This is a genomic window from Pseudomonas sp. FSL W5-0299 (genome assembly GCF_005930655.1).
GTDB lineage: Bacteria > Pseudomonadota > Gammaproteobacteria > Pseudomonadales > Pseudomonadaceae > Aquipseudomonas > Aquipseudomonas mandelii.
This window is the reverse complement of sequence record NZ_RXHX01000019.1, coordinates 57698-82068: the sequence shown is the minus strand read 5'-3', so window position 1 is coordinate 82068 and position 24371 is coordinate 57698. Positions and strand designations below refer to the sequence as shown.

At 60.9% G+C, this 24371-nt stretch carries 23 protein-coding genes; 10 read left to right on the top strand and 13 right to left on the bottom strand.

All coding sequences use genetic code 11. From position 1 onward, the window contains the following. Positions 1-25: 25 nt before the first annotated feature. From relA to FHL16_RS21205, 5 genes are all read right to left on the bottom strand, one after another. A complete protein-coding gene (gene relA / locus FHL16_RS21225) occupies positions 26-2269 on the bottom strand; it encodes a GTP diphosphokinase (RefSeq protein WP_010457093.1) in 2244 nt (747 codons plus the stop codon). Positions 2270-2391: 122 nt separating this feature from the next. Further along, positions 2392-3744, bottom strand: coding sequence for a 23S rRNA (uracil(1939)-C(5))-methyltransferase RlmD (rlmD, locus tag FHL16_RS21220; RefSeq protein WP_077749209.1), 1353 nt, complete (start codon positions 3742-3744; stop codon positions 2392-2394). After that, the gene (cysM, locus tag FHL16_RS21215; RefSeq protein ID WP_042932649.1) at positions 3744-4646 is read right to left on the bottom strand and encodes a cysteine synthase CysM; all 903 of its coding nucleotides are present in this window, start codon (positions 4644-4646) and stop codon (positions 3744-3746) included. The genes rlmD and cysM overlap by 1 nt, the downstream gene beginning before the upstream one ends. A gap of 141 nt (positions 4647-4787) precedes the next feature. Beyond that, entirely contained in the window at positions 4788-6212 is a 1425-nt protein-coding gene (locus FHL16_RS21210; RefSeq protein WP_077749208.1) for a sensor histidine kinase, read from the bottom strand. Then, positions 6199-6921 carry a response regulator transcription factor gene (locus FHL16_RS21205; RefSeq protein ID WP_077749207.1) on the bottom strand — a complete coding sequence of 241 codons (723 nt, stop codon included), beginning with the start codon at positions 6919-6921 and terminating at the stop codon, positions 6199-6201. The genes FHL16_RS21210 and FHL16_RS21205 overlap by 14 nt, the downstream gene beginning before the upstream one ends. Positions 6922-7135: 214 nt before the next feature. On the opposite strand from FHL16_RS21205, the gene FHL16_RS21200 reads away from it, so the two are divergent. Further along, positions 7136-9889: a response regulator gene (locus FHL16_RS21200; RefSeq protein ID WP_010457103.1), complete on the top strand. Its 2754-nt coding sequence runs from the start codon at positions 7136-7138 to the stop codon at positions 9887-9889. A gap of 154 nt (positions 9890-10043) precedes the next feature. Further along, positions 10044-11033 carry a 2-hydroxyacid dehydrogenase gene (locus FHL16_RS21195; RefSeq protein ID WP_077749206.1) on the top strand — a complete coding sequence of 330 codons (990 nt, stop codon included), beginning with the start codon at positions 10044-10046 and terminating at the stop codon, positions 11031-11033. 5 nt (positions 11034-11038) lie between these two features. On the opposite strand, the gene FHL16_RS21190 is transcribed toward FHL16_RS21195, so the two are convergent. Next, the gene (locus tag FHL16_RS21190) at positions 11039-11440 is read right to left on the bottom strand and encodes a hypothetical protein (RefSeq protein WP_077749205.1); all 402 of its coding nucleotides are present in this window, start codon (positions 11438-11440) and stop codon (positions 11039-11041) included. A 134-nt stretch (positions 11441-11574) separates the two neighbouring features. On the opposite strand from FHL16_RS21190, the gene FHL16_RS21185 reads away from it, so the two are divergent. Both FHL16_RS21185 and FHL16_RS21180 read left to right on the top strand, forming a co-directional pair. Continuing rightward, positions 11575-12009: a hypothetical protein gene (locus tag FHL16_RS21185; protein WP_077749204.1), complete on the top strand. Its 435-nt coding sequence runs from the start codon at positions 11575-11577 to the stop codon at positions 12007-12009. Then, a complete protein-coding gene (locus FHL16_RS21180) occupies positions 12009-12413 on the top strand; it encodes an META domain-containing protein (protein WP_077749203.1) in 405 nt (134 codons plus the stop codon). The genes FHL16_RS21185 and FHL16_RS21180 overlap by 1 nt, the downstream gene beginning before the upstream one ends. Before the next feature lie 176 nt (positions 12414-12589). On the opposite strand, the gene FHL16_RS21175 is transcribed toward FHL16_RS21180, so the two are convergent. After that, the gene (locus FHL16_RS21175; RefSeq protein WP_077749202.1) at positions 12590-13057 is read right to left on the bottom strand and encodes a TlpA disulfide reductase family protein; all 468 of its coding nucleotides are present in this window, start codon (positions 13055-13057) and stop codon (positions 12590-12592) included. Between the two features lie 114 nt (positions 13058-13171). Here FHL16_RS21175 and arsC point away from each other — a divergent pair, with 114 nt between their 5' ends. The 3 genes from arsC to FHL16_RS21160 are packed head-to-tail and all read left to right on the top strand — an operon-like array spanning position 13172 to position 14545. After that, positions 13172-13525, top strand: a complete 354-nt coding sequence (gene arsC, locus FHL16_RS21170; RefSeq protein ID WP_077749201.1) for an arsenate reductase (glutaredoxin) — start codon at positions 13172-13174, stop codon at positions 13523-13525. Beyond that, positions 13522-14118 carry an NAD(P)H:quinone oxidoreductase gene (wrbA, locus tag FHL16_RS21165; RefSeq protein ID WP_010457117.1) on the top strand — a complete coding sequence of 199 codons (597 nt, stop codon included), beginning with the start codon at positions 13522-13524 and terminating at the stop codon, positions 14116-14118. Before arsC ends, wrbA begins: the two co-directional genes overlap by 4 nt. A 1-nt stretch (position 14119) precedes the next feature. Next, positions 14120-14545, top strand: coding sequence for a DUF2069 domain-containing protein (locus tag FHL16_RS21160; protein ID WP_010457118.1), 426 nt, complete (start codon positions 14120-14122; stop codon positions 14543-14545). A 90-nt stretch (positions 14546-14635) separates the two neighbouring features. On the opposite strand, the gene FHL16_RS21155 is transcribed toward FHL16_RS21160, so the two are convergent. Together FHL16_RS21155 and ttcA are read right to left on the bottom strand one after the other, a co-directional pair. Beyond that, positions 14636-15310: a DNA-3-methyladenine glycosylase I gene (locus FHL16_RS21155; RefSeq protein ID WP_077749200.1), complete on the bottom strand. Its 675-nt coding sequence runs from the start codon at positions 15308-15310 to the stop codon at positions 14636-14638. 130 nt (positions 15311-15440) lie between these two features. Further along, positions 15441-16265 (bottom strand): tRNA 2-thiocytidine(32) synthetase TtcA, encoded by an 825-nt coding sequence (gene ttcA, locus FHL16_RS21150; RefSeq protein WP_010457122.1) that lies wholly within the window; start codon positions 16263-16265, stop codon positions 15441-15443. A 439-nt stretch (positions 16266-16704) separates the two neighbouring features. Between ttcA and FHL16_RS21145 the strand changes: the two genes are divergently transcribed. Then, positions 16705-17307, top strand: coding sequence for a Yip1 family protein (locus FHL16_RS21145; protein ID WP_010457124.1), 603 nt, complete (start codon positions 16705-16707; stop codon positions 17305-17307). A 149-nt stretch (positions 17308-17456) separates the two neighbouring features. Beyond that, on the top strand, positions 17457-17951 hold the full coding sequence (locus FHL16_RS21140) for a SprT family zinc-dependent metalloprotease (protein ID WP_010457127.1): 495 nt from the start codon (positions 17457-17459) through the stop codon (positions 17949-17951). Between the two features lie 135 nt (positions 17952-18086). Here FHL16_RS21140 and FHL16_RS21135 read toward each other — a convergent pair whose 3' ends face one another. Together FHL16_RS21135 and FHL16_RS21130 are read right to left on the bottom strand one after the other, a co-directional pair. Further along, positions 18087-19268 (bottom strand): CaiB/BaiF CoA transferase family protein, encoded by a 1182-nt coding sequence (locus tag FHL16_RS21135; RefSeq protein WP_077749199.1) that lies wholly within the window; start codon positions 19266-19268, stop codon positions 18087-18089. 144 nt (positions 19269-19412) lie between these two features. Further along, on the bottom strand, positions 19413-20747 hold the full coding sequence (locus FHL16_RS21130; protein WP_077749198.1) for a dicarboxylate/amino acid:cation symporter: 1335 nt from the start codon (positions 20745-20747) through the stop codon (positions 19413-19415). 339 nt (positions 20748-21086) lie between these two features. On the opposite strand from FHL16_RS21130, the gene FHL16_RS21125 reads away from it, so the two are divergent. Continuing rightward, positions 21087-22097, top strand: coding sequence for an AraC family transcriptional regulator (locus FHL16_RS21125; protein WP_342212510.1), 1011 nt, complete (start codon positions 21087-21089; stop codon positions 22095-22097). 250 nt (positions 22098-22347) lie between these two features. Here the strand turns inward: FHL16_RS21125 and FHL16_RS21120 are convergent, their stop codons facing one another. Next, positions 22348-23694 (bottom strand): ATP-binding protein, encoded by a 1347-nt coding sequence (locus tag FHL16_RS21120; protein ID WP_077749197.1) that lies wholly within the window; start codon positions 23692-23694, stop codon positions 22348-22350. Continuing rightward, a complete protein-coding gene (locus FHL16_RS21115) occupies positions 23691-24368 on the bottom strand; it encodes a response regulator (RefSeq protein ID WP_077749196.1) in 678 nt (225 codons plus the stop codon). Before FHL16_RS21115 ends, FHL16_RS21120 begins: the two co-directional genes overlap by 4 nt. Positions 24369-24371 lie beyond the last annotated feature (3 nt).

Below are 24371 nucleotides of genomic sequence, written 5' to 3'. Positions count from 1 at the left end.
AGCCTCGCTCCTACAGGGATCATCATCACGGTGTACGGTTACGCCGGGTTTCGATGATGTTCGGCAACTGGGAAATCCGTCCCAGCAACCGCCCCAATGCATCCAGCCCCGGAATCTCGATGGTCAGGGACATCAGCGCGGTGTTGTCCTCCTTGTTCGAGCGGGTGTTGACCGCCAGCACGTTGATCCGCTCGTTGAGCAACACCTGCGACACGTCACGCAGCAAACCGGAACGGTCGTAGGCGCGGATGATGATGTCCACCGGGTAGGTGAGTACCGGCACCGGGCCCCAGCTGACCTGAATGATCCGCTCCGGCTCGCGCCCGCCCAGTTGCAGCACCGAGGCACAGTCCTGACGGTGAATGCTCACGCCACGGCCCTGGGTGATGTAACCGACAATGGCATCACCCGGCAACGGCTGGCAGCAGCCGGCCATTTGCGTCATCAGATTGCCGACACCCTGAATCTGAATGTCGCCGCGCTTGCCCGGTTTGTAGCCGGTGGCTTTGCGCGGGATCAGTTCCAGCTGCTCATTGCCGCGTTCCGGCTCGACCAGTTGTTGCGCCAGGTTCACCAGTTGCGCCAGGCGCAGATCGCCCGCGCCCAACGCGGCGTACATGTCTTCGGCGGTCTTCATGTTGGCCTTGTCGGCCAGCTTGTCGAAGTCCACCGCTGGCAAGCCGAGACGACTGAGCTCACGTTCGAGCAGGGTTTTACCGGCCGCGACGTTCTGATCACGCGCCTGCAACTTGAACCAGTGAACGATCTTTGCCCGTGCCCGCGAGGTGGTGATGTAACCCAGGTTCGGGTTCAGCCAGTCACGGCTCGGAGTGCCGTGCTTGCTGGTGATGATCTCGACCTGTTCACCGGTTTGCAGGCTGTAGTTGAGCGGTACGATGCGCCCGTTGATCTTCGCGCCACGGCAGTTATGACCGATTTCGGTGTGCACGCGGTAGGCGAAGTCCAGCGGGGTCGCGCCCTTCGGCAGGTCGATGGCGTGACCGTCCGGGGTGAAAATGTAGACCCGGTCCGGCTCGATATCGACCCGCAGCTGTTCAGCCAGACCGCCGATGTCACCCAACTCTTCATGCCACTCGAGTACCTGGCGCAGCCAGGAAATTTTCTCTTCGTAGTGGTTGGAGCCGGATTTGACGTCGGTGCCCTTGTAGCGCCAGTGCGCGCAAACGCCCAGCTCGGCTTCTTCGTGCATGGCGTGGGTGCGGATCTGCACTTCCAGCACCTTGCCCTCGGGGCCGATCACCGCGGTGTGCAGCGAGCGGTAGCCGTTCTCTTTCGGGTTGGCAATGTAGTCGTCGAATTCCTTCGGAATGTGCCGCCACAACGTATGGACGATGCCGAGCGCGGTGTAGCAGTCGCGCATTTCCGGCACCAGCACACGAACGGCGCGCACGTCGTAGATCTGGCTGAACTCCAGCCCCTTGCGCTGCATTTTGCGCCAGATCGAATAGATGTGTTTGGCCCGGCCGCTGATGTCGGCATCGACGCCGGTGGCCTGCAACTCGACTTTCAGCTGGTTCATCACATCGGCAATGAAACGCTCGCGATCCAGACGCCGCTCGTGCAGCAACTTGGCGATCTGCTTGTACTGATCGGGCTCAAGGTAACGGAAGGACAAATCCTCCAGTTCCCATTTGATATGACCGATACCGAGACGGTGAGCCAGCGGCGCGTAGATGTCGAAGACTTCACGGGCAACGCGATTACGCTTTTCGTCGTCGGCGGTTTTCACCGCACGGATCGCGCAGGTGCGCTCGGCCAGTTTGATCAGCGCGACGCGCACGTCGTCGACCATGGCCACCAGCATTTTGCGCAGGTTTTCGACCTGGCCCTGGGTGCCCAGCACCAACGATTGACGGGGGCTCAGGCTGGCGCTGATCGCCGCCATGCGCAACACGCCGTCGATGAGTTTGGCGACCACCGGACCGAAGCGCTGGCTGACCGCCGGCAGTTCGATCTGGCCTTCGCGCACGCCGCGGTACAGGACCGCTGCGACCAACGAATCCTGATCGAGTTTGAGGTCGGCGAGAATCTCGGCGATTTCAAGGCCGGTGCGGAAACTCGAGGTCCCTTCGGACCATAGATTCTTCGCCGCATTGGCCTGTTGTTCAGACACGCGAGCGAACTCGCACGCTTCCTTCAAGGCTTCGCGATCCAGTGCCAGATCGACACTGACCGCATGATCGAGCCAAGCCTCGAGATTGATACTGCCGTCAGTGTTGATCGGCTGGTGTGCTCTCACCTGTACCATCTTGCTTACCTTCCCTACGACGCAGATTCAATGCGTCAATTCGCTGACCTTCATTGCCCGATTGCCCTCACGGGGCTACTGCAAGAGCGGCACGGGCGGCCAGTCGGACCAGACGAGCCGTCCTAGCTCGCTTCAAATAACGCCATGGCCTCGACATGTGCCGTCTGAGGAAACATATCGAGAATCCCGGCACGTTTTAACCGGTAGCCCTGCTTGATCAATTCGACCGTATCGCGCGCCAGCGTTGCCGGGTTGCACGATACGTACACCAACCGTTTGGCGCCCAGGGACGCCAGCTTGCGCACGACCTCGAAAGCACCGTCACGCGGTGGGTCCAAGAGTACCGCACAAAAGCCTTCGCGCGCCCATTCGGCATCGGTCAAAGGCTGGGATAAATCGGCCTGAAAAAAAGTCGCATTATGAAGATTGTTGCTAGCTGCATTCGCGGCTGCTCGCTCGACCATCGCCTGCACACCTTCCACTGCCACCACTTCGCGAACGACCTTGGCCAGCGGCAAGGCAAAGTTACCCAACCCACAGAATAGATCGAGAACCCGTTCCTCCGCTGTCGGCTTCAGCCACTCCAACGCCTGGGCGATCATCGCTTCATTGACCCCGGCGTTGACCTGGATGAAATCTCCCGGTCGGTACGCCAGATTCAAGTCCCACTGTTCAAGTCGATAACCCAACGACTGGTCAGTCTCGATTGGTTGCGGTTCACCGTCTCCGTGCAGCCACAGCTGGGCTTCATGGAACGCGCAGAAATCCTTGAGGATCGTCATGTCGGCGTCGGACAGCGGCGCCATGTGCCGCAGCAACACCGCCAACGACGAACCGCTGAACAATTCCACATGCCCCAGCGCCTGAGGTTTGCTCAAGCGTCGAAGCATTTCCGGCAAGCGGGTCATGATCGGCTGCAAGGGCTGGACCAACACCGGGCATTCGTTGATGGCCACGATGTCCTGACTGCCCGCCGCGCGGAAACCGACTTCGAGCTTCTTCGCTTTCATGTCCCAACGCACCGCCACTCGAGCGCGACGGCGGTAACCGAATTCCGGACCGCTCAACGGCGCTGCCCACTCTTGGGGTTCGACACCGGCGACCTTGGACAGTTGTTCGGCGAGCATGCGCTGTTTCAGGGCAAGTTGTTCAGTGTGCGGCAGATGTTGCACGCTGCAACCGCCACAGCGGCCGGCATGCGGGCACGGCGCCGGACGACGCAACTCGCTGGCCTGGAACACCCGTTCGGTGCGCGCCTCGACCACTTTGCCGTGGGCACCCAACACGCGCGCCTCGACGTCTTCGCCCGCCAGCGCGCCGAGGACGAACCAGGTGCGACCTTCGAAAAACGCGATACCGCGACCGTCATTGGCCAGGCGCTCGATGCTCAAGCGCTGCTTTTTGCCGGTCGGAATTTGCGGGGTCTTGCTGCCGCCAGTGGGTTGGAAGCGCAGGCCTCTCTCTTGCTTGGCCATCAGTTGGGCGCGTCGAAAATGCCGGTCGACAAGTAACGGTCGCCACGGTCGCAAATGATCGCGACGATCACCGCGTTTTCAACTTCCCGGGACAGGCGCAGCATCGCTGCCACCGCACCGCCCGAGGACACGCCGCAGAAGATGCCTTCTTCGCGGGCCAGACGACGGGTCACGTCTTCAGCTTCGCTTTGCGCCATGTCGACAATGCGGTCGACACGATCGGCTTGATAAATCTTCGGCAGGTATTCCTGCGGCCAGCGACGGATACCCGGAATCGCCGAGCCTTCCATCGGTTGCAGGCCGATGATCTGCACGTTGTCGTTCTGCTCTTTCAAGTAGCGCGAGACACCCATGATGGTGCCGGTGGTGCCCATCGAACTGACGAAATGAGTGATGGTGCCCTCGGTCTGGCGCCAGATTTCCGGGCCGGTGGTGGTGTAGTGCGCTTCGGGGTTATCGCCGTTGGCGAACTGATCCAGCACCTTGCCACGGCCTTCGGCTTCCATTCGCTGAGCGAGGTCGCGCGCGCCTTCCATGCCTTCTTCCTGGGTGACCAGGATCAGCTCGGCGCCATAGGCCGTCATCGCGGCCTTACGTTCGGCGCTGGAGTTGTCCGGCATGATCAGGATCATCTTGTAACCCTTGATCGCGGCAGCCATGGCCAGCGCGATACCGGTGTTACCCGAAGTCGCTTCGATCAGCGTATCGCCGGCGTGGATCTGCCCACGCAATTCAGCGCGGGTAATCATCGACAGCGCCGGCCGGTCCTTGACCGAACCCGCCGGGTTATTCCCTTCGAGCTTGAGCAAAAGGGTATTGCTGGTGGCGCCAGGCAGGCGCTGCAAACGGACCAGCGGGGTGTTGCCGACGCAATCGGCGATGGTTGGGTACTGCAAGGTCATGGCGTATTCGCAATCCAGACTGCGGGGGCGCCTATCATACCGGCAAACGCGAGCAGGCCATATCACGCAAAGTGCGGTGCTTATGGCTTATGGGAATAAGGGGCTGTTTCAGCGTTACGCTCCCACAGGGTGCGGGGTTGATCAGACGATTTGTGGTCGGCAAAGATCCACTGTGGGAGCGAGCCTGCTCGCGATGGCGTCGTCACTGACGCCATCACTCTCAGCCACTAACCGAATATTTAGCCGCAGCCCACGCCCAGTGTTCTGTGCCCAAAGACTCCCGCCCTGCCGCTTCACCGCATTCCTCGCAATGCTCAACCCCAAGCCGAACCCGCCATCCCCCGGCCGCGAGCCGTCGAGTCGAATGAACGGACAGAAGATCCGCTCCAGATCCGCCTCAGCCACCCCGCCGCCCTCATCTTCCAGCCACAAATGCCAGAAGTCGCCGTCACGTTGCCCGCTGAAACGAACGATACCGCCACTCGGCGAATGACGAATGGCATTGCGCAGAATGTTCTCCAGCGCCTGCGCCAAGGTGTTGAGATTGCCCCGAACCCAACAGGACGAATCCACCGCGCACTGCAACTGGCTCGCCGGCCAGGTACTTTCATAACAAGCGTTTTCCGTGAGCATTTCCCACAGCGCCTGGACCTGGATCGCTTCGTCGGGCAACGGTGCGCGCTCGGTGTCGAGCCAGGCCAGTTGCAGAGTGTCTTCTACCAGCCGCTGCATGCCATCGACTTCCCGCCCGATGCGCTCGCGCAATTGCGCCAGCCCCTGCTCGCTTTCGCTGGCGACCCGCAGACGGCTCAGCGGCGTGCGCAGTTCGTGGGACAAGTCGCGCAGCAATTGCTGCTGCAGGGCCACAGTGCTTTGCAATCGCTCGGCCATGTGGTCGAAGGCCCGACCCAGCTCTCCGAGTTCATCCGAACGTTTGGTGGTGCTGCTCGACAGACGCACATTCAACTGGTCGGCGCGCCAGGCATTGGCCTGCTCGCGCAATTGATTCAACGGCACGACCAGCAGCCGATACAGGCCGACGCACAGCAACAGCGTGAACAATCCCGGGATGATGCCGTTGGTGATCACGCGCCAGAACAGCCTGTATTGGCCGGGCATGAAGCGCTGGGGCAGTTCGATGACCAGGCTGCCAGCCGTCGAATCGCCGGGAAACGGCACGCGCAGCCACGGCAGGCGTTTCTTGTGAATGGGCCAATCCAGGCCGCGCAGGAAAGTCAGTCGCTCGATTTCCTGGTCAGTGAGCGGCTGGCTGCTTAGGGACTGCAAATCACCGCTGATGACGCCAACCCAGCCTGTTTCACGCTGTTTCATACCATGCAGCCAGGCATCGACGCCCGCGCTCTGCTCCGAACGCCACGCCTGCTCGGCCTCGGCGGCATACCCCGTCAGCGTGACTCGGGCCTGATCCGACAAAAACTGGTTTCGCTGCTCCATGTAGCGCCCCCAGGACCAGCTCAGCCAGATCATCAGCAGACAGAACGCCACCAACAGACATGCCAGTTTCCAGAACAGCGAGTGTCGGCCCGGCAAGTCAGACCATTTCATCGCCGGCACTCAACACGTAACCCTTGCCCCAGACCGTACGCACTTCCCGCTCGGTGTAGCCGATGCCCTTGAGTTTGCGGCGGATCTGACTGATGTGCATGTCGAGGCTGCGGTCATGGGCGGCAAAACCGCGTTGCAGCACGTGCTGATAAAGGAAGGCTTTGCTCAGCACTTCATCGCCATTGCGATTCAAGGTGTCCAGCAATCGATACTCGCTGCGGGTCAGGCCGGCGGCGAGTTCGCCATAGGAAACGTCACAGAGTTCGTCATCGAAACGCAGGCTGTCGACCGAGGACGTCGCCGCTGCCCGCTCCGGCCGACGGTCGAGCGCCACCCGGCGCAGGATCGCTTCGATGCGCACACGCAACTCGGCCATGCTGAAAGGCTTTGGCAGGTAATCATCGGCCCCGAGGCGAAAACCGCTGATGCGATCCGCCTCGGCGCCCAGCGCCGACATCAGCACCACCGGGGTCGAATGGCTCTGGCGCAGTTGCGTCAGCACGTTCAACCCGTTCAGCCCTGGCAGCAAAATGTCCATCAGCACCACGTCGAAGGGTTGCTGGCGGGCAATGTCCAGGCCTTCCTGGCCGTTCTGGCACCAGGTCACCTGAAAACCGCACCGGCCCAGATGCTCGTGCACATAAGCGCCGAGCACGAGATCGTCTTCAATGGACAGGATGCGAGGATGGCCAACAGAGATGGGAGTCATGAGTATCTGCAAATAATTCTCAGTTGGAGATTATTCAAGATTGCCTGACGTTGGGCAACCCAAGGTTTGCCCGTGGCGCGAAAGCGCCGGTCCGGCCGACGAATGACGACATCAATTTTACGAAGATTGCCTGCCTGCAAATCGCTACACTGGCCCGATGGCGCGTGCCGGACGCACGTGCAGGTCAATCAATAGCTGGATGCAGGAGAGATGCGTGCTCAAGAAACTGGGAATTAAAGGCCGCGTGCTGTTGCTGACCCTGTTGCCGACCAGCCTGATGGCGCTGATCCTGGGTGGCTATTTCACCTGGATGCAGCAATCCGACCTGCAAACCCAACTGATGCAGCGCGGTGAGATGATCGCCGAACAGCTCGCGCCCTTGGTGGCCCCGGCCATGGGCCGCAAAGACAACGAGCTGCTGGAGCGTATCGCCACCCAGTCGCTGGAAACACCGGACGTGCGCGCCGTGACCTTCCTCGCCGCCGACCGTACGCCCGTAGCCCACGCCGGCCCGACCATGCTCAACCCGGCGCCGTTGGGCAATGGCTCAAAGATGCTGCGCCACAGTGGCAACGATGCGACACGCTATCTGCTGCCGGTCTTTGGCAAGCACCGCAACCTTGCCGGCGACCTGATACCGGATGAAGCCGACCGACTGTTGGGCTGGGTCGAACTCGAACTGTCCCACAGCGGCATGCTGCTGCGCGGTTACCGCAGCCTGTTCGCCAGCCTGCTGCTGATCGGCGCGGGCCTGGCCGGCGCAGCGCTGCTCGCCTTGCGCATGGGCCGGACCATCAACCGGCCGATCAGCCAGATCAAACTGGCGGTAGCGCAACTCAAGGACGGCCATCTGGAAACCCGTCTGCCACCCCTTGGCAGTCAGGAACTGGATGAGCTCGCGTCCGGCATCAACCGCATGGCCGGCACGTTGCAAAACGCGCAGGAAGAGTTGCAGAACAGTGTCGACCAGGCCACCGAAGACGTGCGCCAGAACCTGGAAACCATCGAGATCCAGAACATCGAACTGGACCTGGCGCGCAAGGAAGCCCTGGAAGCGAGCCGGATCAAATCCGAGTTCCTGGCCAACATGAGCCATGAAATCCGCACCCCGCTCAATGGCATTCTCGGCTTCACGCACCTGCTGCAAAAAAGCGAGCTGACCCCGCGTCAGCTCGACTACCTGGGCACCATCGAAAAGTCCGCCGACAGCCTGCTGGGGATCATCAACGAGATCCTCGACTTCTCGAAAATCGAGGCCGGCAAACTGGTGCTCGACAATATTCCGTTCAACCTGCGCGACCTGCTGCAGGACACCCTGACCATCCTCGCCCCGGCCGCCCATGCCAAACAGCTTGAGTTGGTGAGCCTGGTGTATCGCGACACGCCGTTGTCGCTGGTGGGCGATCCGCTTCGGCTCAAGCAGATCCTCACCAACCTGGTGAGCAACGCGATCAAGTTCACTCGCGAAGGCACCATCGTCGCCCGGGCCATGCTCGAAGAAGAACACGAAGACAGCGTGCAACTGCGCATCAGCATTCAGGACACCGGCATCGGCCTGTCGAACCAGGATGTGCGCGCGCTGTTCCAGGCGTTCAGCCAGGCTGACAATTCGCTGTCCCGACAGCCAGGAGGCACGGGCCTGGGTCTGGTGATTTCCAAGCGCCTGATCGAACAGATGGGCGGCGAGATCGGTGTCGACAGTACGCCGGGCGAAGGTTCGGAATTCTGGATCAGCCTCAGCCTGCCCAAGACCCGCGACGACGCCGAAGACCTGCCCGGCCCGCCGCTGCTCGGGCGCCGCGTCGCGGTGCTGGAAAACCATGAACTGGCCCGTCAGGCCTTGCAGCATCAGCTGGAAGATTGCGGCCTGGCCGTCACGCCGTTCAATACCCTGGAAAGCCTGACCAATGGCGTGACCGGCGCGCATCAGACCGATCAGGCGATCGATCTGGCGGTGCTCGGCATCACCAGCAACGACATGCCACCGGAGCGCCTCAACCAGCACATCTGGGACCTCGAACACCTGGGCTGCAAAGTGTTGGTGCTGTGCCCGACCACCGAACAGACGCTGTTCCACCTCTCGGTGCCCAACCCGCACAGTCAGCTTCAGGCCAAACCGGCCTGCACCCGCAAGTTGCGTCGGGCATTGTCCGATCTGGTCAACCCGCGCCAGCAGCGCAGCGAGCCCGGCGAACCGGTATCGAGCCGCGCGCCGAAGGTGCTGTGCGTCGACGACAACCCGGCCAACTTGTTGCTGGTGCAAACCCTGCTCGAAGACATGGGTGCCAAGGTGCTCGCGGTCGAAAGCGGTTACGCGGCAGTCAAAGCAGTGCAAAGCGAGACTTTTGACCTGGTGCTGATGGACGTGCAAATGCCCGGCATGGACGGCCGTCAAAGCACCGAGGCGATTCGTCAGTGGGAAAGCGAGCGGCATTGCACGCCGCTGCCGATCGTCGCCCTCACCGCCCACGCCATGGCCAACGAAAAACGCGCGCTGCTGCAAAGCGGCATGGACGACTACCTGACCAAACCGATCAGCGAACGACAACTGGCCCAGGTGGTGTTGAAGTGGACAGGCCTGGCGTTGCGCAATCACGGGCCGGAGCGCTCCAGCGACAGCCATGGCGGCGCCCATGAATTGCAGGTGCTCGACCACGACGAAGGCTTGCGCCTGGCCGCCGGCAAGGCCGATCTGGCTGCGGACATGCTGGCGATGTTGCTGGCCTCCCTGGAAGCTGATCGCGAGGCCATTCGCCTGGCCCGGGAAACCAATGACAACAACGCCTTGATCGAGCGCGTCCACCGCCTGCACGGCGCGACTCGTTATTGCGGCGTCCCGCAACTGCGTGCCGCCTGCCAGCGCAGCGAAACCCTGCTCAAGCAACAGGACCCCAAAGCCCCCGGCGCCCTGGAAGAACTCGACCGTGCGATCAACCGCCTGGCCGCCCATGCCCGGATAAACGCTTGATGCAGCGCAATGGCGCCGGCCAGCATCGGCGCTAAGCTCACCGGGTTCTGTTCGTCGCGGCACCATTCCAGGTGTGGGAGCCCCTCGCCACAGCCGTTCGCACAATAGAACGGTGCGCGGCCACACAGGACTCGAAAAAAATCAGGAGGACCGTATGCGCACGATTCTTTTCAGCAGCCAGACCTACGACCGTGACAGTTTTCTCGGCACCGAACTGCCTGCCGGTATCGAGCTGCACTTTCAATCGGCGCGGCTGAGCCTCGATACGGTGGCGCTGGCGGAGCATCACGAGGTGGTCTGCGCGTTCATCAATGATGACTTGAGCGCGCCGGTGCTGGAACGTCTGGCAGCGGGCGGCACACGCTTGATCGCCCTGCGCTCGGCCGGTTACAACCATGTCGATCTCGCGGCGGCGAAGCGTTTAGGGCTGTCAATTGTGCGGGTCCCGGCATACTCGCCGCACGCGGTGGCCGAGCACGCGGTGGCGCTGATCCTGGCGCTCAACCGTCGCCTGCACCGTGCCTACAACCGTACCCGCGAAGGGGATTTCAGCCTGCACGGCCTGACCGGTTTCGATTTGGTGGGCAAGACGGTCGGCGTGGTCGGCACCGGGCAGATCGGCGCAACCTTCGCGAAAATCATGAACGGTTTCGGTTGCCGGTTGCTGGCCTACGACCCCTACCCCAATCCGCAGGTCGAAGCCCTCGGCGCCCGCTACCTGAGCTTGCCGCAATTGCTGGCCGAGTCGCAGATCATCAGCCTGCACTGCCCGCTCAATGAACAGAGCAAACACTTGATCAACCGTGAATCACTGGCGCACTTGCAGCCCGGCGCGATGTTGATCAACACCGGACGCGGCGGCCTGGTGGACACGCCGGCGCTGATTGATGCACTGAAGGACGGCCAATTGGGGTATCTGGGGCTGGATGTCTATGAAGAGGAAGCGCAGCTGTTCTTCGAGGACCGCTCCGACCTGCCGCTGCAGGACGATGTGCTGGCGCGGCTGCTGACCTTTCCGAACGTGATCATCACCGCGCACCAGGCCTTCCTGACCCGCGAAGCCCTGGACGCGATTGCCACGACCACCCTACAGAACATCGCGGCATGGGCCGCCGGCACGTCGCAGAATCAGGTCGAAGGCTGACCCGATCAGGCCTTGGACAAGAGAATCATCAGGCCCAGCCAGCCGAAACCCAGCAAGCGTTGCCCCACGGAATGCCCGCGACGCAGCAGGAACCAGACAAAAAACGGCGGCAGAAAGAAAATCATCAGCTTCAGCCACAGTTCCACCGGACGCACGCCGTTGGAGGCGGGCATCGACGCCGCCATCTCGATTGGGGCTGCGGTTTTGCGTTTACGCCCGAATGCGGCCGGGGTCACCCTGGCCACTTTCTCATCCTCCGGTAAACGCCCGAAAGAAAGGGGTGCCTGCACAGGCGCTGCCGTCGAAGTGGCCGCTTGCACCGTTCCCGCCGGTGCACCGCAATGAATGCAAGCAGGCGCCGTGGAGCTGATGCGTTGCTTGCACTCATAACATTCGATTAACGCCATGTCCGTTCCTTAGAAATGCAAAAGCGGCAGTGTGCCATGAGTCGACCGGTGATTTGAACCAGATCGAAGGTCATCTGCCCGCGCCATGCTGCGAGCAGGCCCGTGATAGCATACCGCGCATATTTGGAGGACCCATGGTCGAACACGATTTCCGCTATAGCCTGATGAACCCGCAACACACCCTCACCGAATGCCGCGCCCTTGTGCCGGGGCGTTATCAAGTCACCGGCAACGGCGGCTCGATTCGTAATAACGACGTGCTGATCGTGACCCTCAAAGGTGCCAAGGACCTGTCCATGCGCCTGACCGTGGAAACGGTTCGCCACTTGATCAACCCGCCCGGCCAATGGGTCGCAGTGGCCAGTGGTCCGGTGTTCGGCGAATTGGCGATCCACACCTGGAAAGTCAACTGCGACAGCTGCGCCAAAGAGCTGAGCTTTGAGTTTGCGGTCGATGCCAAACTGGGCAACAAGGCAGAAAAACCTGCCGCCACTGCGCGCATTGCCGAGCTGGGCTGGACCACCGTTGGCGAGAAGCACCTGTGCCCGACCTGCCAGGAGCCCGCGTGATGAAACACCTCGCCCTGACCGCCCTGGTTGGTGCCAGCCTGCTGGGCTGCGCCGCCGAGCCGGTGAAATTGCAACAAAACCGCAGCTACATCCTGGAATGGATCGGCGAACGTCCACTGATGGATTACAGCCACCTGACCATCACCCTCGGTGAAGACGGTCGGGCTTACGGCAATGGCGGCTGCAACCACTGGTTTGCACCGTACACGCTCGAAGGTGACAAGCTGAGCTTCGGCAAAATCGGCAGCACCCGCAAAATGTGCGCACCAGCCGTGATGGAGCAGGAAAAGCGCTTCATGCAGGCCCTGGAAAATGTGCAGCGCTGGGATGTTTCGCCGATCGAACAGATGCGCTTCTGGCCGGCCGAAGGCAAGCCGTTGCGTTGGTGGCTTGAAGAGGGTTGATAACCCCGAGCTGTGGCCAAGTGAATACCTGTGGCGAGGGAGCTTGCTCCCGCTGGGCTGCGCAGCAGCCCTAAAACCCGTCACCTCGGTTCATCAGGAACACCGTTTGTACCGGTTTTGCGACTGCTGCGCAGTCGAGCGGGAGCAAGCTCCCTCGCCACAAGATCCATGCGCAGTCACTTGACCGCTTGCAACGCCTCAAGCTTGGCCATCACCCCAGCCGCCGTCTGCTCGCCCATCAACTGCTCGCGTACCTTGCCTTTGTTGTCGATGATGTAGGTCACCGGCAACGCTTCGCTGCGCGGCAACTCGAAAAGATCCGCCGGGTCCGACGCCAGCACGGTGAACTTGATCCCCAGTTTCTCGCTGGCGCTTTTCAGCTCTTCCCCCTGCACATTGTCGAAATTGACCCCGAACACACCTATCTTCTTGTCCTTCAACTGATCCGCCAGCGTGTTCAACTCCGGGATCTCGGTACGGCACGGGCCGCACCATTCAGCCCAGTAGTTGAGGACCACCCATTGGTTGTCCAGACGTTCGGCGGCGACTTTCTGGCCGTTCTGGTCGATGCCATAGTCGTTGCCACAGCCCCCCAGCATCAACGTACCGATGATCGCCAATGCTGCTGCCAGTCGTCTTGTCATGTCGTAATCCTTGTTCAAAATTGAATGCGCCTGCGACCCATCGCCTCCCGAGGTTCTGGATTACGCGCTGCACAGTTAGAATAGCCGCCACCTTACGCAAGATGCGACCCGCACATGACCGATCTGACGCTTTATCACAACCCGCGCTGCTCGAAATCCCGCGGTGCGCTCGAACTGCTGGAAGCCCGTGGCCTGACCCCGACCGTGATCCGCTACCTGGAAACGCCGCTGGACGCCGCGCAAATCCAGAGCCTGCTGACCAAACTCGGCATCAGCGCCCGGCAACTGCTGCGCACCGGCGAGGACGAATACAAGACTCTCAACCTGGCCGACAGCAGTTTGAGCGAGGAGCAATTGATCGCCGCCATCGCCGCCAACCCGAAACTCATGGAGCGACCGATTCTGGAAGTCGGCGACAAAGCCATCATCGGCCGTCCGCCGGAGAATGTGCTGGAGTTGCTGCCGTGAGCGCGCCGTACATTCTGGTTCTGTATTACAGCCGTAGCGGCTCGACCAATGAAATGGCCCGGCAGATTGCCCGTGGTGTCGAGCAGGCCGGGATGGAAGCGCGCTTGCGCACGGTGCCGCCGATCTCCACCGAATGCGAAGCCGTGTCGCCGGACATCCCCGATGAAGGCGCGCTGTACGCCAGCCTCGACGACCTGAAGCACTGCGCGGGCCTGGCCATGGGCAGTCCGACCCGGTTCGGCAACATGGCCGCGCCGCTCAAGTACTTCCTCGACGGCACCAGCAATCTTTGGCTGACGGGGGCGCTGGTGGGCAAACCGGCCGGGGTATTCACCTCCACCGCAAGCCTGCACGGTGGTCAGGAAACCACGCTGCTGTCGATGATGTTGCCGTTGCTGCACCACGGCATGCTGATTACCGGCCTGCCGTATAGCGAATCGGCCCTGCTGGAAACCCGGGGCGGCGGCACGCCGTATGGCGCCAGTCATCACGCCGGGGCGGATGGCAAAAGCGGTTTGAACGAACATGAAGTCGCGCTATGCCGGGCCTTGGGCCTGCGTCTGGCGAAGACTGCGCAGAAACTGGGGAACTGACGTGGCGAAAAAGCCGAAGATTCTGCCCTCGATCGAATGGCTCGAACCGCGGGTCCGGGCGATGCGCGCGATCAGCCTGCTGTGCTTTTTCGGGCTGGTGGGGCTGCTGTGCGCCTATTATCTGGTATTTGCCGACCTGCACGGCGCCCGGCCGTGGGTGATTTTGCTGATCGAACTGGTGCCCCTGCTATTGCTCGCACCGGGGATGATCATCGGCAGCGCACGCGGGCATTCGTGGATGTGTTTTGTGGTGAATCTGTATTTCATCAAGGGCGCACTGGCCGCGTATGACCCCAATCGGCAGCTGTTTGGCTTGCTGGAAATGGGCGCGAGCCTGGCGGTGTTTTGCTCGGCGCTGTTGTATGTGCGGTGGCGGTTTCAGTTGAATCGCAAGTTGGCGGGTGAAGGCGAGATCTCCGCCGCCTGATCTGACGCCTTCGCGGGCAAGCTTCGCTCCTACAAGGGCTGCACCGCACCTGTAGGAGCAAAGCTTGCTCGCGAAGGCCACGACTCGGTCTTAATGATTGACGGTGTACGCCAGCATCATCGAAATCTGGCTCATCGGCCGGCCGCCACTCTGTTCATGCCACTGGTTGAACACATCCTGCACCAACGCCAGGTCCCGCTGGCTGGTCGGCACCTTGTCGACGATCTTCTGCGCGTTCAGCCCCGCCACCACGTCATAGCTCGGCACAAACGTATCCTTGCCGACCATGCGCAAGAAACGCGGCGCCGACAACCCGCCCAATTGATGGCCGCGCTTTTTCAGGTACGTCCACAGCCCGACGATGTCCGTCACCGGCCAATCGGCGATCAATGCGCCGAAGCTGCCCTTCTCATGCGCCACGTCCAGTACGAACTGCGCATTGCGCGGCACGCTCTTGAGCTTGCCCAGGTGTCGGATGATCCGCGCGTCCTGCATCAGGCGCTCAAGGTGTTCGGCGCTCATCAGCACCACCTTTTCCGGGTCGAACTTGAAGAACACTTCTTCGAACGACGGCCACTTGGCGTCCACAAGACTGTGTTTGAGGCCGGCGCGAAACACGCGCAGGGCCATGGTCGAGAGATAACGATCGTCGCTGATCTTGCGCAGTTGCGCCGGGGTCTTGGGAACGGGCAGATGGGCTTCCAGTTCAGCTGCTGAACCGAAGCGATTCAGACAGTATTCGTGCAGCCACTTGTAATCGCGCATGCCCTCTCCTGGAGGTTGAAACAAAAAACAATTGCAGGAGTGAGCCTGCTCGCGATAGAGATGTGTCATTCAACGTTGATGTCGACTGACACGACGCAATCGCGAGCAGGCTCGCTCCTACCGTTTCTGATTAGAGGTTGACCACGTTGACGAACCGCGAAGCGGCGGTTTCGTCGATCTTGAGGCTGGTGAAGTCGAACAGGTTACGGTCCGCCAGTTGCGACGGTTGCACGTTCTGCAAGCTGCGGAAAATGCTTTCGGTGCGGCCCGGGGTCTTGCGTTCCCACTCTTGCAGCATGTCCTTAACCACCTGACGTTGCAGGTTTTCCTGGGAGCCGCAGAGGTTGCACGGGATGATCGGGAATTGCTTGAAGTCCGAGTAGGCCTGAATGTCTTTTTCGTTGCAGTAGGCCAGTGGCCGGATCACCACATTGCGGCCGTCGTCGGCGCGCAGCTTCGGCGGCATGGCCTTGAGCGAACCGTTGAAGAACATATTAAGGAAGAATGTCTCGACGATGTCGTCGCGGTGGTGACCGAGGGCCATTTTGGTCGCGCCGATTTCGTCGGCAAAGGTGTAGAGCGTGCCGCGACGCAGGCGCGAGCACAACGAGCAGGTGGTCTTGCCTTCCGGGATCAGCTCCTTGACCACCGAGTAAGTGTCTTTCTCGACAATGTGGTACTCGATGCCCAGCGTTTTCAGATAGGCCGGCAACACGTGTTCAGGGAAGCCTGGCTGTTTCTGGTCCATGTTCACGGCCACGATCTCGAACTTGATCGGAGCGACCTTCTGCAAGTGCAAGAGCACGTCGAGCATGGTGTAGCTGTCTTTACCACCGGACAGGCAGACCATGACCTTGTCGCCGTCTTCAATCATGTTGAAATCGGCAACAGCCTCACCCGCCTGACGGCGAAGGCGCTTTTGCAGTTTGTTCTGGTTGACCGTGAGAGTGCCCATGACGCGAGATCCGTAAGGTGTGACGAAAGGCCGGCATTTTACGCAAAAACCCATCGTCGGCGAAGTGCCTGGCAACTGCACTTTATCTGAGCTGAGCTTACCCCTGTGGCGAGGGAGCTTGCTCCCGCCGGGTCGCGCAGCGGCCCCAAAACCATCCTGCACCATCGGGTCAGTCAAACCCCGTCGGCCGTTTTTGCGACGGCTGCGCAGCCGAACGGGAGCAAGTTCCCTCGCCACATAGGTCGCGCAAGACCCTGCGGCGATTAACAGCAGGGTTTACAGCGCAATTTGCTCTAACGCCCTACAACCTGCGCCGTGAAGACCTTTCTATACTGCGACATAAGGTCGCATACATATCCAGACCTTTTACTTACTTGGCCACTTTGGCCTGTAGGCGCTCCACTGGGGGGCGACGGTAAAAACAAGAGGAGTGACTGGCATGATCCATCACGTAGTGGGGCTCTTCACCCACCCCGACCAGGAATGGAAAGAAATCCGTGGCGACCAAGAGGAAAGCATCAGCCACATGTACCTGACTCACACGCTGATTCTGGCGGCAATTCCCGCTGTGTCGGCGTTTATCGGCACCACTCAGGTCGGCTGGGTCATCGGCAATCGAGCGCCGGTCATGTTGACCCAGGAAAGCGCGCTATGGATGACGATCATGTCGTACCTGGCGATGCTCGGCGGCGTCGCGGTCATGGGCGCATTCATCCACTGGATGGCCCGTACTTATGACGCCAATCCAAGCCTGGCCCGCTGCGTTGCATTTGCGACCTATACCGCGACCCCGCTGTTCATCGGCGGTCTGGCGGCGCTGTACCCTCATATGTGGCTGGGGATGATCGTCGGAACGGCGGCCATCTGCTACACGGTGTACTTGCTGTATGTGGGGCTACCCACTTTCATGAACATTCCATCAGACGAGGGCTTTCTGTTTTCCAGTTCGGTACTTGCCGTAGGCCTGGTGGTGCTGGTCGCCATCATGGCGTTTACAGTGATTGTCTGGGGACTCGGCGTGGGGCCGGTCTACACCAATTAGCAACTCACCACCCAAAAACAAGATCTGCCAACACAGGCCGCCGCAAGGCGGCCTTCTAATGTGTGAGGGGTAACGACCATTCGGCGCCTCGGCGATTCGCAAGGCCCCGGGGTTGCGGCATACTCGACGTCTCTGGAGATCCATCAAGCATGCCCGAGCAACTCAATACCCGCGTCGAAGACTGTTATCAGCTGGCCGAATCCTTTTTCAAACGAACTTTCAAACGCCCCGTGGTGAGCCTCAAGCTGCGCGGTCAAAAAGCCGGTGTCGCGCATTTGCACGAGAACCTGCTGCGCTTCAATCCGCAGCTGTACCGGGAAAACACTGAAGACTTCCTCAAGCAGACCGTGGCCCACGAGGTCGCGCACCTGATCGCCCATCAACTGTTCGGCGACCGCATTCAGCCGCACGGTGAAGAGTGGCAATTGATCATGCGCGGCGTGTACGAACTGCCGCCCAATCGCTGCCACACCTACGACGTCAAACGCCGCAGCGTGACGCGCTACATCTACAAATGCCCGTGCGTCGACAGCGATTTCCCGTTTTCGGCCCAGCGCCATGGTCTGGTACGGCAAGGGCGGCGGTATTTGTGCCGGCGGTGCCGCAGCACGTTGGTGTTCAGTGGGGAGATGCGGGTCGAGTAGTCAGATTTGTGGTGGCGGTGCCGGACTCATCGCGAGCAGGCTCGCTCCCACAGGTATTGATTTCGAGCACAAGCTTTGTGAACGACACAGATCCTGTGGGAGCGAGGCTTGCCCGCGAAGAGGCCGGTACAGACGCTAGAGAATCACCTTGGCACGGCGCAATTCTGCAATCCGCTCAGCACTCATCCCCAACTCCCCCAACACCTGATCCGTATGCTGTCCCAACACCGCGCCGATATGCCGCGGCGCCGGCAATCCCTCTGAGAATTTCAACGGGCACGCCATCTGCGCCTGCGCAGAACCGTCCCCCCGCGGCACCTGCGTCACCAACTCCCGCGCCTGCAACTGCGGATGCTGCACCGCCTCGGCCAAACTCAGCACCGGCTCGACACACGCATCGACCCCGGCAAACAACTCGCACAGTTGCGCAAAGTCATGTTTCTCGAATTCGGCTTTCAACTCATTCTTCAGTACCTGTTGCTCGGCGGGTTTGGGCGACAGGCCCTTGGCCGCCAGCTCCGGCCGCCCCAGCGCGCTGCACAGTTGCTGCATGAAGGCCGGTTCCAGACTGCCCACCGATAACCAGCGCCCGTCCCGCGAACGGTAGTAGTCGTAGAAGCTGCCGCCATTGAGCATCTGATCCTCCCTGCCCGGCTCCACACCACAGGCCAGGTACCCGGCGCCGGCCATGGCGTTGAGGCTGAAGGCGCAGTCGGTCATGCTCACATCCAGATGCTGCCCCACCCCGCTGTGCTGGCGAGCGATCACCGCCGCCAGCAACCCGATCACTCCGTGCAACGAGCCGCCGGCGACATCTGCCACCTGCATGCCCAATGGCAGCGGCCCGCTCTCGGTGCGGCCGGTGTAGCTCGCCAGCCCCGCCAGCGCCAGGTAGTTGATATCGTGACCGGCGCGGTCCTTGTAGGGGCCGCTCTGGCCATAACCGGTAATCGACACGTAGATCAGCCGCGGATTGATCGCCTTCAACGCGTCATAACCCAGCCCCAGGCGTTCCATCACACCGGGGCGGAACTGTTCCAGCACGATGTCGTGGTCCGCCAGCAATTGCTTGATCACCTCCAGCGCCTCGGGCTGCTTGAGGTCCAGCGCCAGGCTGCGCTTGTTGCGATTGAGGTAGGCGTGGCTGGCCGACACCCCGTGATCGTGCGGCGGCAACACCCGGAGCAAATCCATACGGGTCGGCGATTCGATGCGTAGGACTTGCGCGCCCATGTCCGCCAGCAACAACGAGGCAAACGGCCCCGGCAGCAGCGTCGAGAAATCCAGAACCTTGAGTGATGCCAGTGGACCGGGCATGAGCGACCTCCGTGAACGATGCCTCCAGCCTAGGCAGGCAAACGCATTGCAGCAATCACCTGAAGTGTCAGCAGCTGTGACCGTTGCGCTCAAATCACGGGCAAGAAAAAACCCGCCGAAGCGGGTTTTTCAGTGCAGCCAGTCTTACTTGACGTTGCTAGGGGTTGGGCCTTCGGCCACGCCCAGGTCGTCTTCTTCACGGGTGTCGGAGATACCGCGACCGCCGGAAGCCAGCTCGATTTGCAGCTTGTCTTCGTCCAGCTCTTTGACCCACTTGGCCACGACCAGGGTCGCAACCGCGTTACCGACCAGGTTGGTCAGCGCACGGGCTTCGGACATGAAACGGTCGATACCCAGGATCAGCGCCAGGCCGGCAACCGGCAAGTGGCCAACGGCCGACAGGGTTGCTGCCAGCACAATGAAACCACTGCCGGTCACGCCTGCAGCGCCTTTGGAGGACAACAGCAACACCAGCAACAGGGTGATCTGGTGGGTGATGTCCATGTGGGTGTCGGTCGCCTGAGCGATGAACACAGCCGCCATGGTCAGGTAGATCGACGTACCGTCGAGGTTGAACGAGTAGCCGGTCGGGATTACGAGGCCGACAACGGACTTCTGTGCACCCAGGCGTTCCATTTTGATCAGCATGCGCGGCAGAGCGGATTCCGAAGAGGAAGTGCCCAGTACGATCAGCAGTTCTTCACGGATGTAGCGAATCAATTTGATTACGCTGAAGCCGTGCGCGCGGCAGATGCCGCCCAGTACCACGAGCACAAACAGGATGCAGGTAATGTAGAAGCAGATCATCAGCTGACCGAGTTGCACCAGCGAGCCGACACCGTAGGCACCGATGGTGAAGGCCATCGCACCGAACGCGCCGACTGGAGCGAGCTTCATGATCATGTTGATGATGTTGAACATCACGTGGGCAAAGCGATCGATGAAGTCCAGAACCGGCTTGCCGTAGGCACCCAGGCGATGCAGGGCGAAACCGAAGATCACCGAGAACATCAGCACTTGCAGGATGTCGCCGTTGGCGAAGGCGCCTACGATGGTGTTCGGGATCACATTGAGGATAAAGGCAACGATGCTCTGGTCTTTACCGGCCGAGATGAAGCCAGCGATTTTGCTGGTGTCCAGAGTGGTCACATCGATGTGCATGCCGGCGCCCGGTTGCACGACGTTGACCACGACCAGACCGATCAGCAAGGCAATGGTGGAGACGATTTCGAAGTACAGCAGCGCATAGCCACCGGTCTTGCCGACCGACTTCATGTTCTGCATGCCGGCGATACCGCTGACGACCGTACAGAAGATGATTGGCGCGATGACCATTTTGATCAGTTTGATGAACCCGTCACCCAGTGGCTTGAGGGCCACACCGGTCTGCGGATAGAAGTGACCGAGCAGGATGCCGATGGCGATAGCAACGATCACCTGGAAGTACAGGGATTTATACAGTGGCTGACGAGTCGTCATTGCAAAGTTCCTCAAGAGTGCCCCGTGACAACATCCGTCTGTTGCCCAAGACACTTCAATTGCGAACCCTCCTGCACTGGAGGGATTTGTTTTGTCGAGCTGCGCAACGGCAGGCATCTGCTTGTTGTATCGCAAGGCCCGTGCCACCTTTAAAAAAATGCCTGCATGCCTTTTGACATCAAGGGTTACAGGTCCAGCCTTGCCACTGACGAGCTACCACAATGTGGCGGATTTCCGCCCATCGACCAGGTCTCGTCCTACAATTTGGCGGATATCCGCCTGTTCATAACGAGGGTCGACAGCTACCATCCGTCGTTCATTGGGTCGGACCTGCCTGCCATGCGTGAACGCACCATCGCCAGTCATTTCGCCCGTGCCGCATTAGGTGGCGCGCGTCGGTTGGGTTATGACTATTCAAATCTGCTGCAACAACTCGGCATCAGCCCCGAGTTGCTGGATGAGCCACGGGCGCGAATTGCGCCGGAGCAGTTCACGCGATTGATCCAGGCGTTGTGGCTGGCCCTCGACGACGAATACCTCGGTTTCGGGCCGACGCCCAGTAAAACCGGGACCTTCGCAATGATGTGCCACGCCGTGATCCACTGCCGCAACCTCGATAAGGCGCTGCATCGCGGCTTATTGTTTTACAGCCTATTCCCTGACGGTCCGCGCCTGACCCTGACCCGCGAAGACGAATGGGTCCGCCTGAGCCTCGACGATTCAAAGTTCCAAGACCCTGATCATTTCCTCACCGAAAGCCAACTGATGGTCTGGCACCGGCTTGGCAGTTGGCTGATCGGCCAGCGCATTCGGCTGGAGCAGGCGACGTTCAGTTATCCAAAGCCCGAACACGGCGCCGAATACGATTTGCTGTTCCCCTGCCCCATGGAGTTTTCCACGGCGCAGAGCAGTTTGCTGTTTCACAGCCGCTACCTGCACATGCCGTTGTTGCAGGACGAACGCACGCTCAAGCATTTCCTCCAACATTCTCCCGCCGACCTGCTCTCGCGCCCGGATGACGGCGACAGTCTGAGCAGCCAGTTGCGCCGCTTGCTCAGCCGCGACAGTGCACGCTGGCCGGACCTGGAAGAGGTGGCTGCGCACCTGCACATCAGCCCGCAGACGTTGCGTCGGCACTTGCGCGAAGAAGGGTCGAGTTTTCAGGAATTGAAGGATCAGTTGCGCCGGGACATTGCGATTTATCACCTGGGGCGAGCAGATCTGTCGTTACAGCAGATTGCCGAGCAATTGGGGTTCGAAACTGATTTTTGGGTTGAATTGACCGGCCTCATCGCGAGCAGGCTCGCTCCTACAGGTGATCGGTGTGAACGCACATTGTGCATTCACTGAAGATCTCCTGTGGGAGCGAGCCTGCTCGCGATGAACGATGACGCGGTCTACCTGACTGAACGACTACGGCGGATCAAGCCTGTCCAGCATCCGAAACTGATTTTTGGGTTGAATTGACCGGCCTCATCGCGAGCAGGCTCGCTCCTACAGGGGATCTGCGGAGCATGCACTTTTCGCGAGCGCCGCAGATTCAATTGTAGGAGCGAGCCTGCTCGCGATGAGGCCCGAAAAAACACCGCCAACCCCTCGATCAAACCACCGGAAAATGAATCCGGAACGCCGCCCCGCCCATCGGCGAATCCCCCAGCGTCAGCTTCGCGTTGTAGCTCTCGATAATGTCCTTGACCACCGCCAACCCGATCCCCTGCCCCGGGTGCTGGCGATCCAGCCGCTCGCCCCGTTGCAGAATCCGCGCTCGCTGATCCGGCGGCACGCCCGGCCCGTCGTCTTCAACGCACAACTCGACCCCGCTCAGGGTTTCGCGCACGCTGATGCGCACTTCGCTCAGGCACAGGCGATAGGCGTTTTCCAGCAGGTTGCCCATCATCTCCAGCAGCGCGCCCTGTTCGATCGGCACGTAACACGGCTCCGGCAGGTTGAAAGCAACGCGCACGCGCTTGTCGCGGTAGACCTTGTCCAGCGTGTCGCACAGACTTTGCAGCACCGGCTGCAGGCGCACCTGGTGACGTACCAGCCCACTTTTACGCAGGCTGGCGCGTTGCAGTTGATAGCCGATCTGCTGGCTCATGCGCTCGATCTGGGTTTGCAGCAACCAGGCCTGATCTCGGTTTTCCGGGCGCTGGGCCATGTCTTCGCTGACGCCTTGCAGCACGGTCAGCGGGGTTTTCAGGCTGTGGGCCAGGTCGTCGAGGGAATCTCGGTAGCGGCTGCGCTGCTCGCGTTCGCTGTGCAGCAAGCGGTTGAGGGAGCCGGTCAGGCGCAGCAGCTCACGCGGGTGTTGTTCGCTGAGGCTTTCGCGGGCGCCGCTTTCGATTTCGTCCAGCTCCTGACTGAGCCGACGCAAGGCCTGCAAGCCCCAGGTCAGGCCGATCCACAGCAGCGCCAGCAGCACCAGCAACGCGGCACCGAAACCGAGGTAGAGGTTTTCGCGCAGGCCTTCGAGGGTGACTTCGTACTCGTGCACCGGTTGCAGGGCGACGATGCTGAATGCCGCGCTTTTGCCGCTGAGCAGTTTGACTTCGACGTCGTAGACGAAGAATTCCTGACCATCGGCCTCGCGAATGCGCGCGAATTCGTTGCCGCGTCCGTCGTAACGCGGTTTGTAGTTGATCTTCTCTTCGCCGGTGGCCTTCGAGCGCCAGACCAAATGACCTTCGCGGTCATAGATGTAACCGAGCAAGCGGCTGTCAGTCAGGTTGAAGCGCTCATCGGGCAACTGCGTCGGCATCTGCAGGGCGTTGTTTTCCACCCGGGCGGCGGAAATCAACGTGTTTACGTCCGACGCCAGGCGTTGCTCGATGGAATCCTGCAACGCCAGGCTGAACGCGCCCTGCATCGCTGGCAGCAACGCCAGCATGAACAGGACCGCCAGGGTGGCGGCGGCCAGCATCAAGCGGACACGAAGGGAGCGAATCAAGTGCAGCGCTCATTGAACAGGTAGCCGAGGCCGCGCACAGTGTCGATCGGTTTGAAACCGGCCGGGCCTTCGAGTTTGCGCCGCAGACGGCCGACCAGCACTTCGATGACGTTCGGATCGCGCTCGTCGTCATCCGGATAGAGCTGCTCCATCAAGCGGTCCTTGGCCACCACTTGCTGATGATGGCGCATCAGGTACTCGAGGATTCGATACTCGTAGGCGGTCAGCGCCAGCGGTTGTTCATCGAGGGACGCTTGTTTGCGATTGAGGTCGAGCAGCAGCGGCCCGGCGACGATGGTCGACTGGGTGAAACCGCTGGAGCGGCGCAGCAAGGCATTCAGGCGCGCATCGAGCTCTTCGAACTGGAACGGCTTGACCACGTAATCGTCGGCGCCGGCGGCGAGGCCTTCGACCTTGTCTTGCCAGTTGCCACGCGCCGTGAGGATCAGGATCGGGAAGGCCTTGCCACGCGAGCGCAGATGACGGATCAGGTCGAGCCCGCTCATGCCCGGCAGGCCGAGGTCGATCACCGCCAGGTCGTGGTTGAACTGCTCGGTCTGGTACAACGCCTCCTCGGCGTTGGCCACGGACTCGACCACGTGGCCGCTGTCCGTCAGGCGGGTTTGCAGGTGATGGCGCAACAGCGCTTCATCTTCGACGACCAGCAGTTTCATAAC

What these genes read in the sequence shown, in the direction of transcription:
- relA (WP_010457093.1), bottom strand. Translation starts at nt 2,269, where the DNA reads ATGGTACAGGTGAGAGCACACCAGCCGATCAACACTGACGGCAGTATC.
- rlmD (WP_077749209.1), bottom strand. Translation starts at nt 3,744, where the DNA reads ATGGCCAAGCAAGAGAGAGGCCTGCGCTTCCAACCCACTGGCGGCAGC.
- cysM (WP_042932649.1), bottom strand. Translation starts at nt 4,646, where the DNA reads ATGACCTTGCAGTACCCAACCATCGCCGATTGCGTCGGCAACACCCCG.
- FHL16_RS21210 (WP_077749208.1), bottom strand. Translation starts at nt 6,212, where the DNA reads ATGAAATGGTCTGACTTGCCGGGCCGACACTCGCTGTTCTGGAAACTG.
- FHL16_RS21205 (WP_077749207.1), bottom strand. Translation starts at nt 6,921, where the DNA reads ATGACTCCCATCTCTGTTGGCCATCCTCGCATCCTGTCCATTGAAGAC.
- FHL16_RS21195 (WP_077749206.1), top strand. Translation starts at nt 10,044, where the DNA reads ATGCGCACGATTCTTTTCAGCAGCCAGACCTACGACCGTGACAGTTTT.
- FHL16_RS21190 (WP_077749205.1), bottom strand. Translation starts at nt 11,440, where the DNA reads ATGGCGTTAATCGAATGTTATGAGTGCAAGCAACGCATCAGCTCCACG.
- FHL16_RS21185 (WP_077749204.1), top strand. Translation starts at nt 11,575, where the DNA reads ATGGTCGAACACGATTTCCGCTATAGCCTGATGAACCCGCAACACACC.
- FHL16_RS21180 (WP_077749203.1), top strand. Translation starts at nt 12,009, where the DNA reads ATGAAACACCTCGCCCTGACCGCCCTGGTTGGTGCCAGCCTGCTGGGC.
- FHL16_RS21175 (WP_077749202.1), bottom strand. Translation starts at nt 13,057, where the DNA reads ATGACAAGACGACTGGCAGCAGCATTGGCGATCATCGGTACGTTGATG.
- arsC (WP_077749201.1), top strand. Translation starts at nt 13,172, where the DNA reads ATGACCGATCTGACGCTTTATCACAACCCGCGCTGCTCGAAATCCCGC.
- FHL16_RS21155 (WP_077749200.1), bottom strand. Translation starts at nt 15,310, where the DNA reads ATGCGCGATTACAAGTGGCTGCACGAATACTGTCTGAATCGCTTCGGT.
- ttcA (WP_010457122.1), bottom strand. Translation starts at nt 16,265, where the DNA reads ATGGGCACTCTCACGGTCAACCAGAACAAACTGCAAAAGCGCCTTCGC.
- FHL16_RS21145 (WP_010457124.1), top strand. Translation starts at nt 16,705, where the DNA reads ATGATCCATCACGTAGTGGGGCTCTTCACCCACCCCGACCAGGAATGG.
- FHL16_RS21140 (WP_010457127.1), top strand. Translation starts at nt 17,457, where the DNA reads ATGCCCGAGCAACTCAATACCCGCGTCGAAGACTGTTATCAGCTGGCC.
- FHL16_RS21135 (WP_077749199.1), bottom strand. Translation starts at nt 19,268, where the DNA reads ATGCCCGGTCCACTGGCATCACTCAAGGTTCTGGATTTCTCGACGCTG.
- FHL16_RS21130 (WP_077749198.1), bottom strand. Translation starts at nt 20,747, where the DNA reads ATGACGACTCGTCAGCCACTGTATAAATCCCTGTACTTCCAGGTGATC.
- FHL16_RS21125 (WP_342212510.1), top strand. Translation starts at nt 21,087, where the DNA reads ATGCGTGAACGCACCATCGCCAGTCATTTCGCCCGTGCCGCATTAGGT.
- FHL16_RS21115 (WP_077749196.1), bottom strand. Translation starts at nt 24,368, where the DNA reads ATGAAACTGCTGGTCGTCGAAGATGAAGCGCTGTTGCGCCATCACCTG.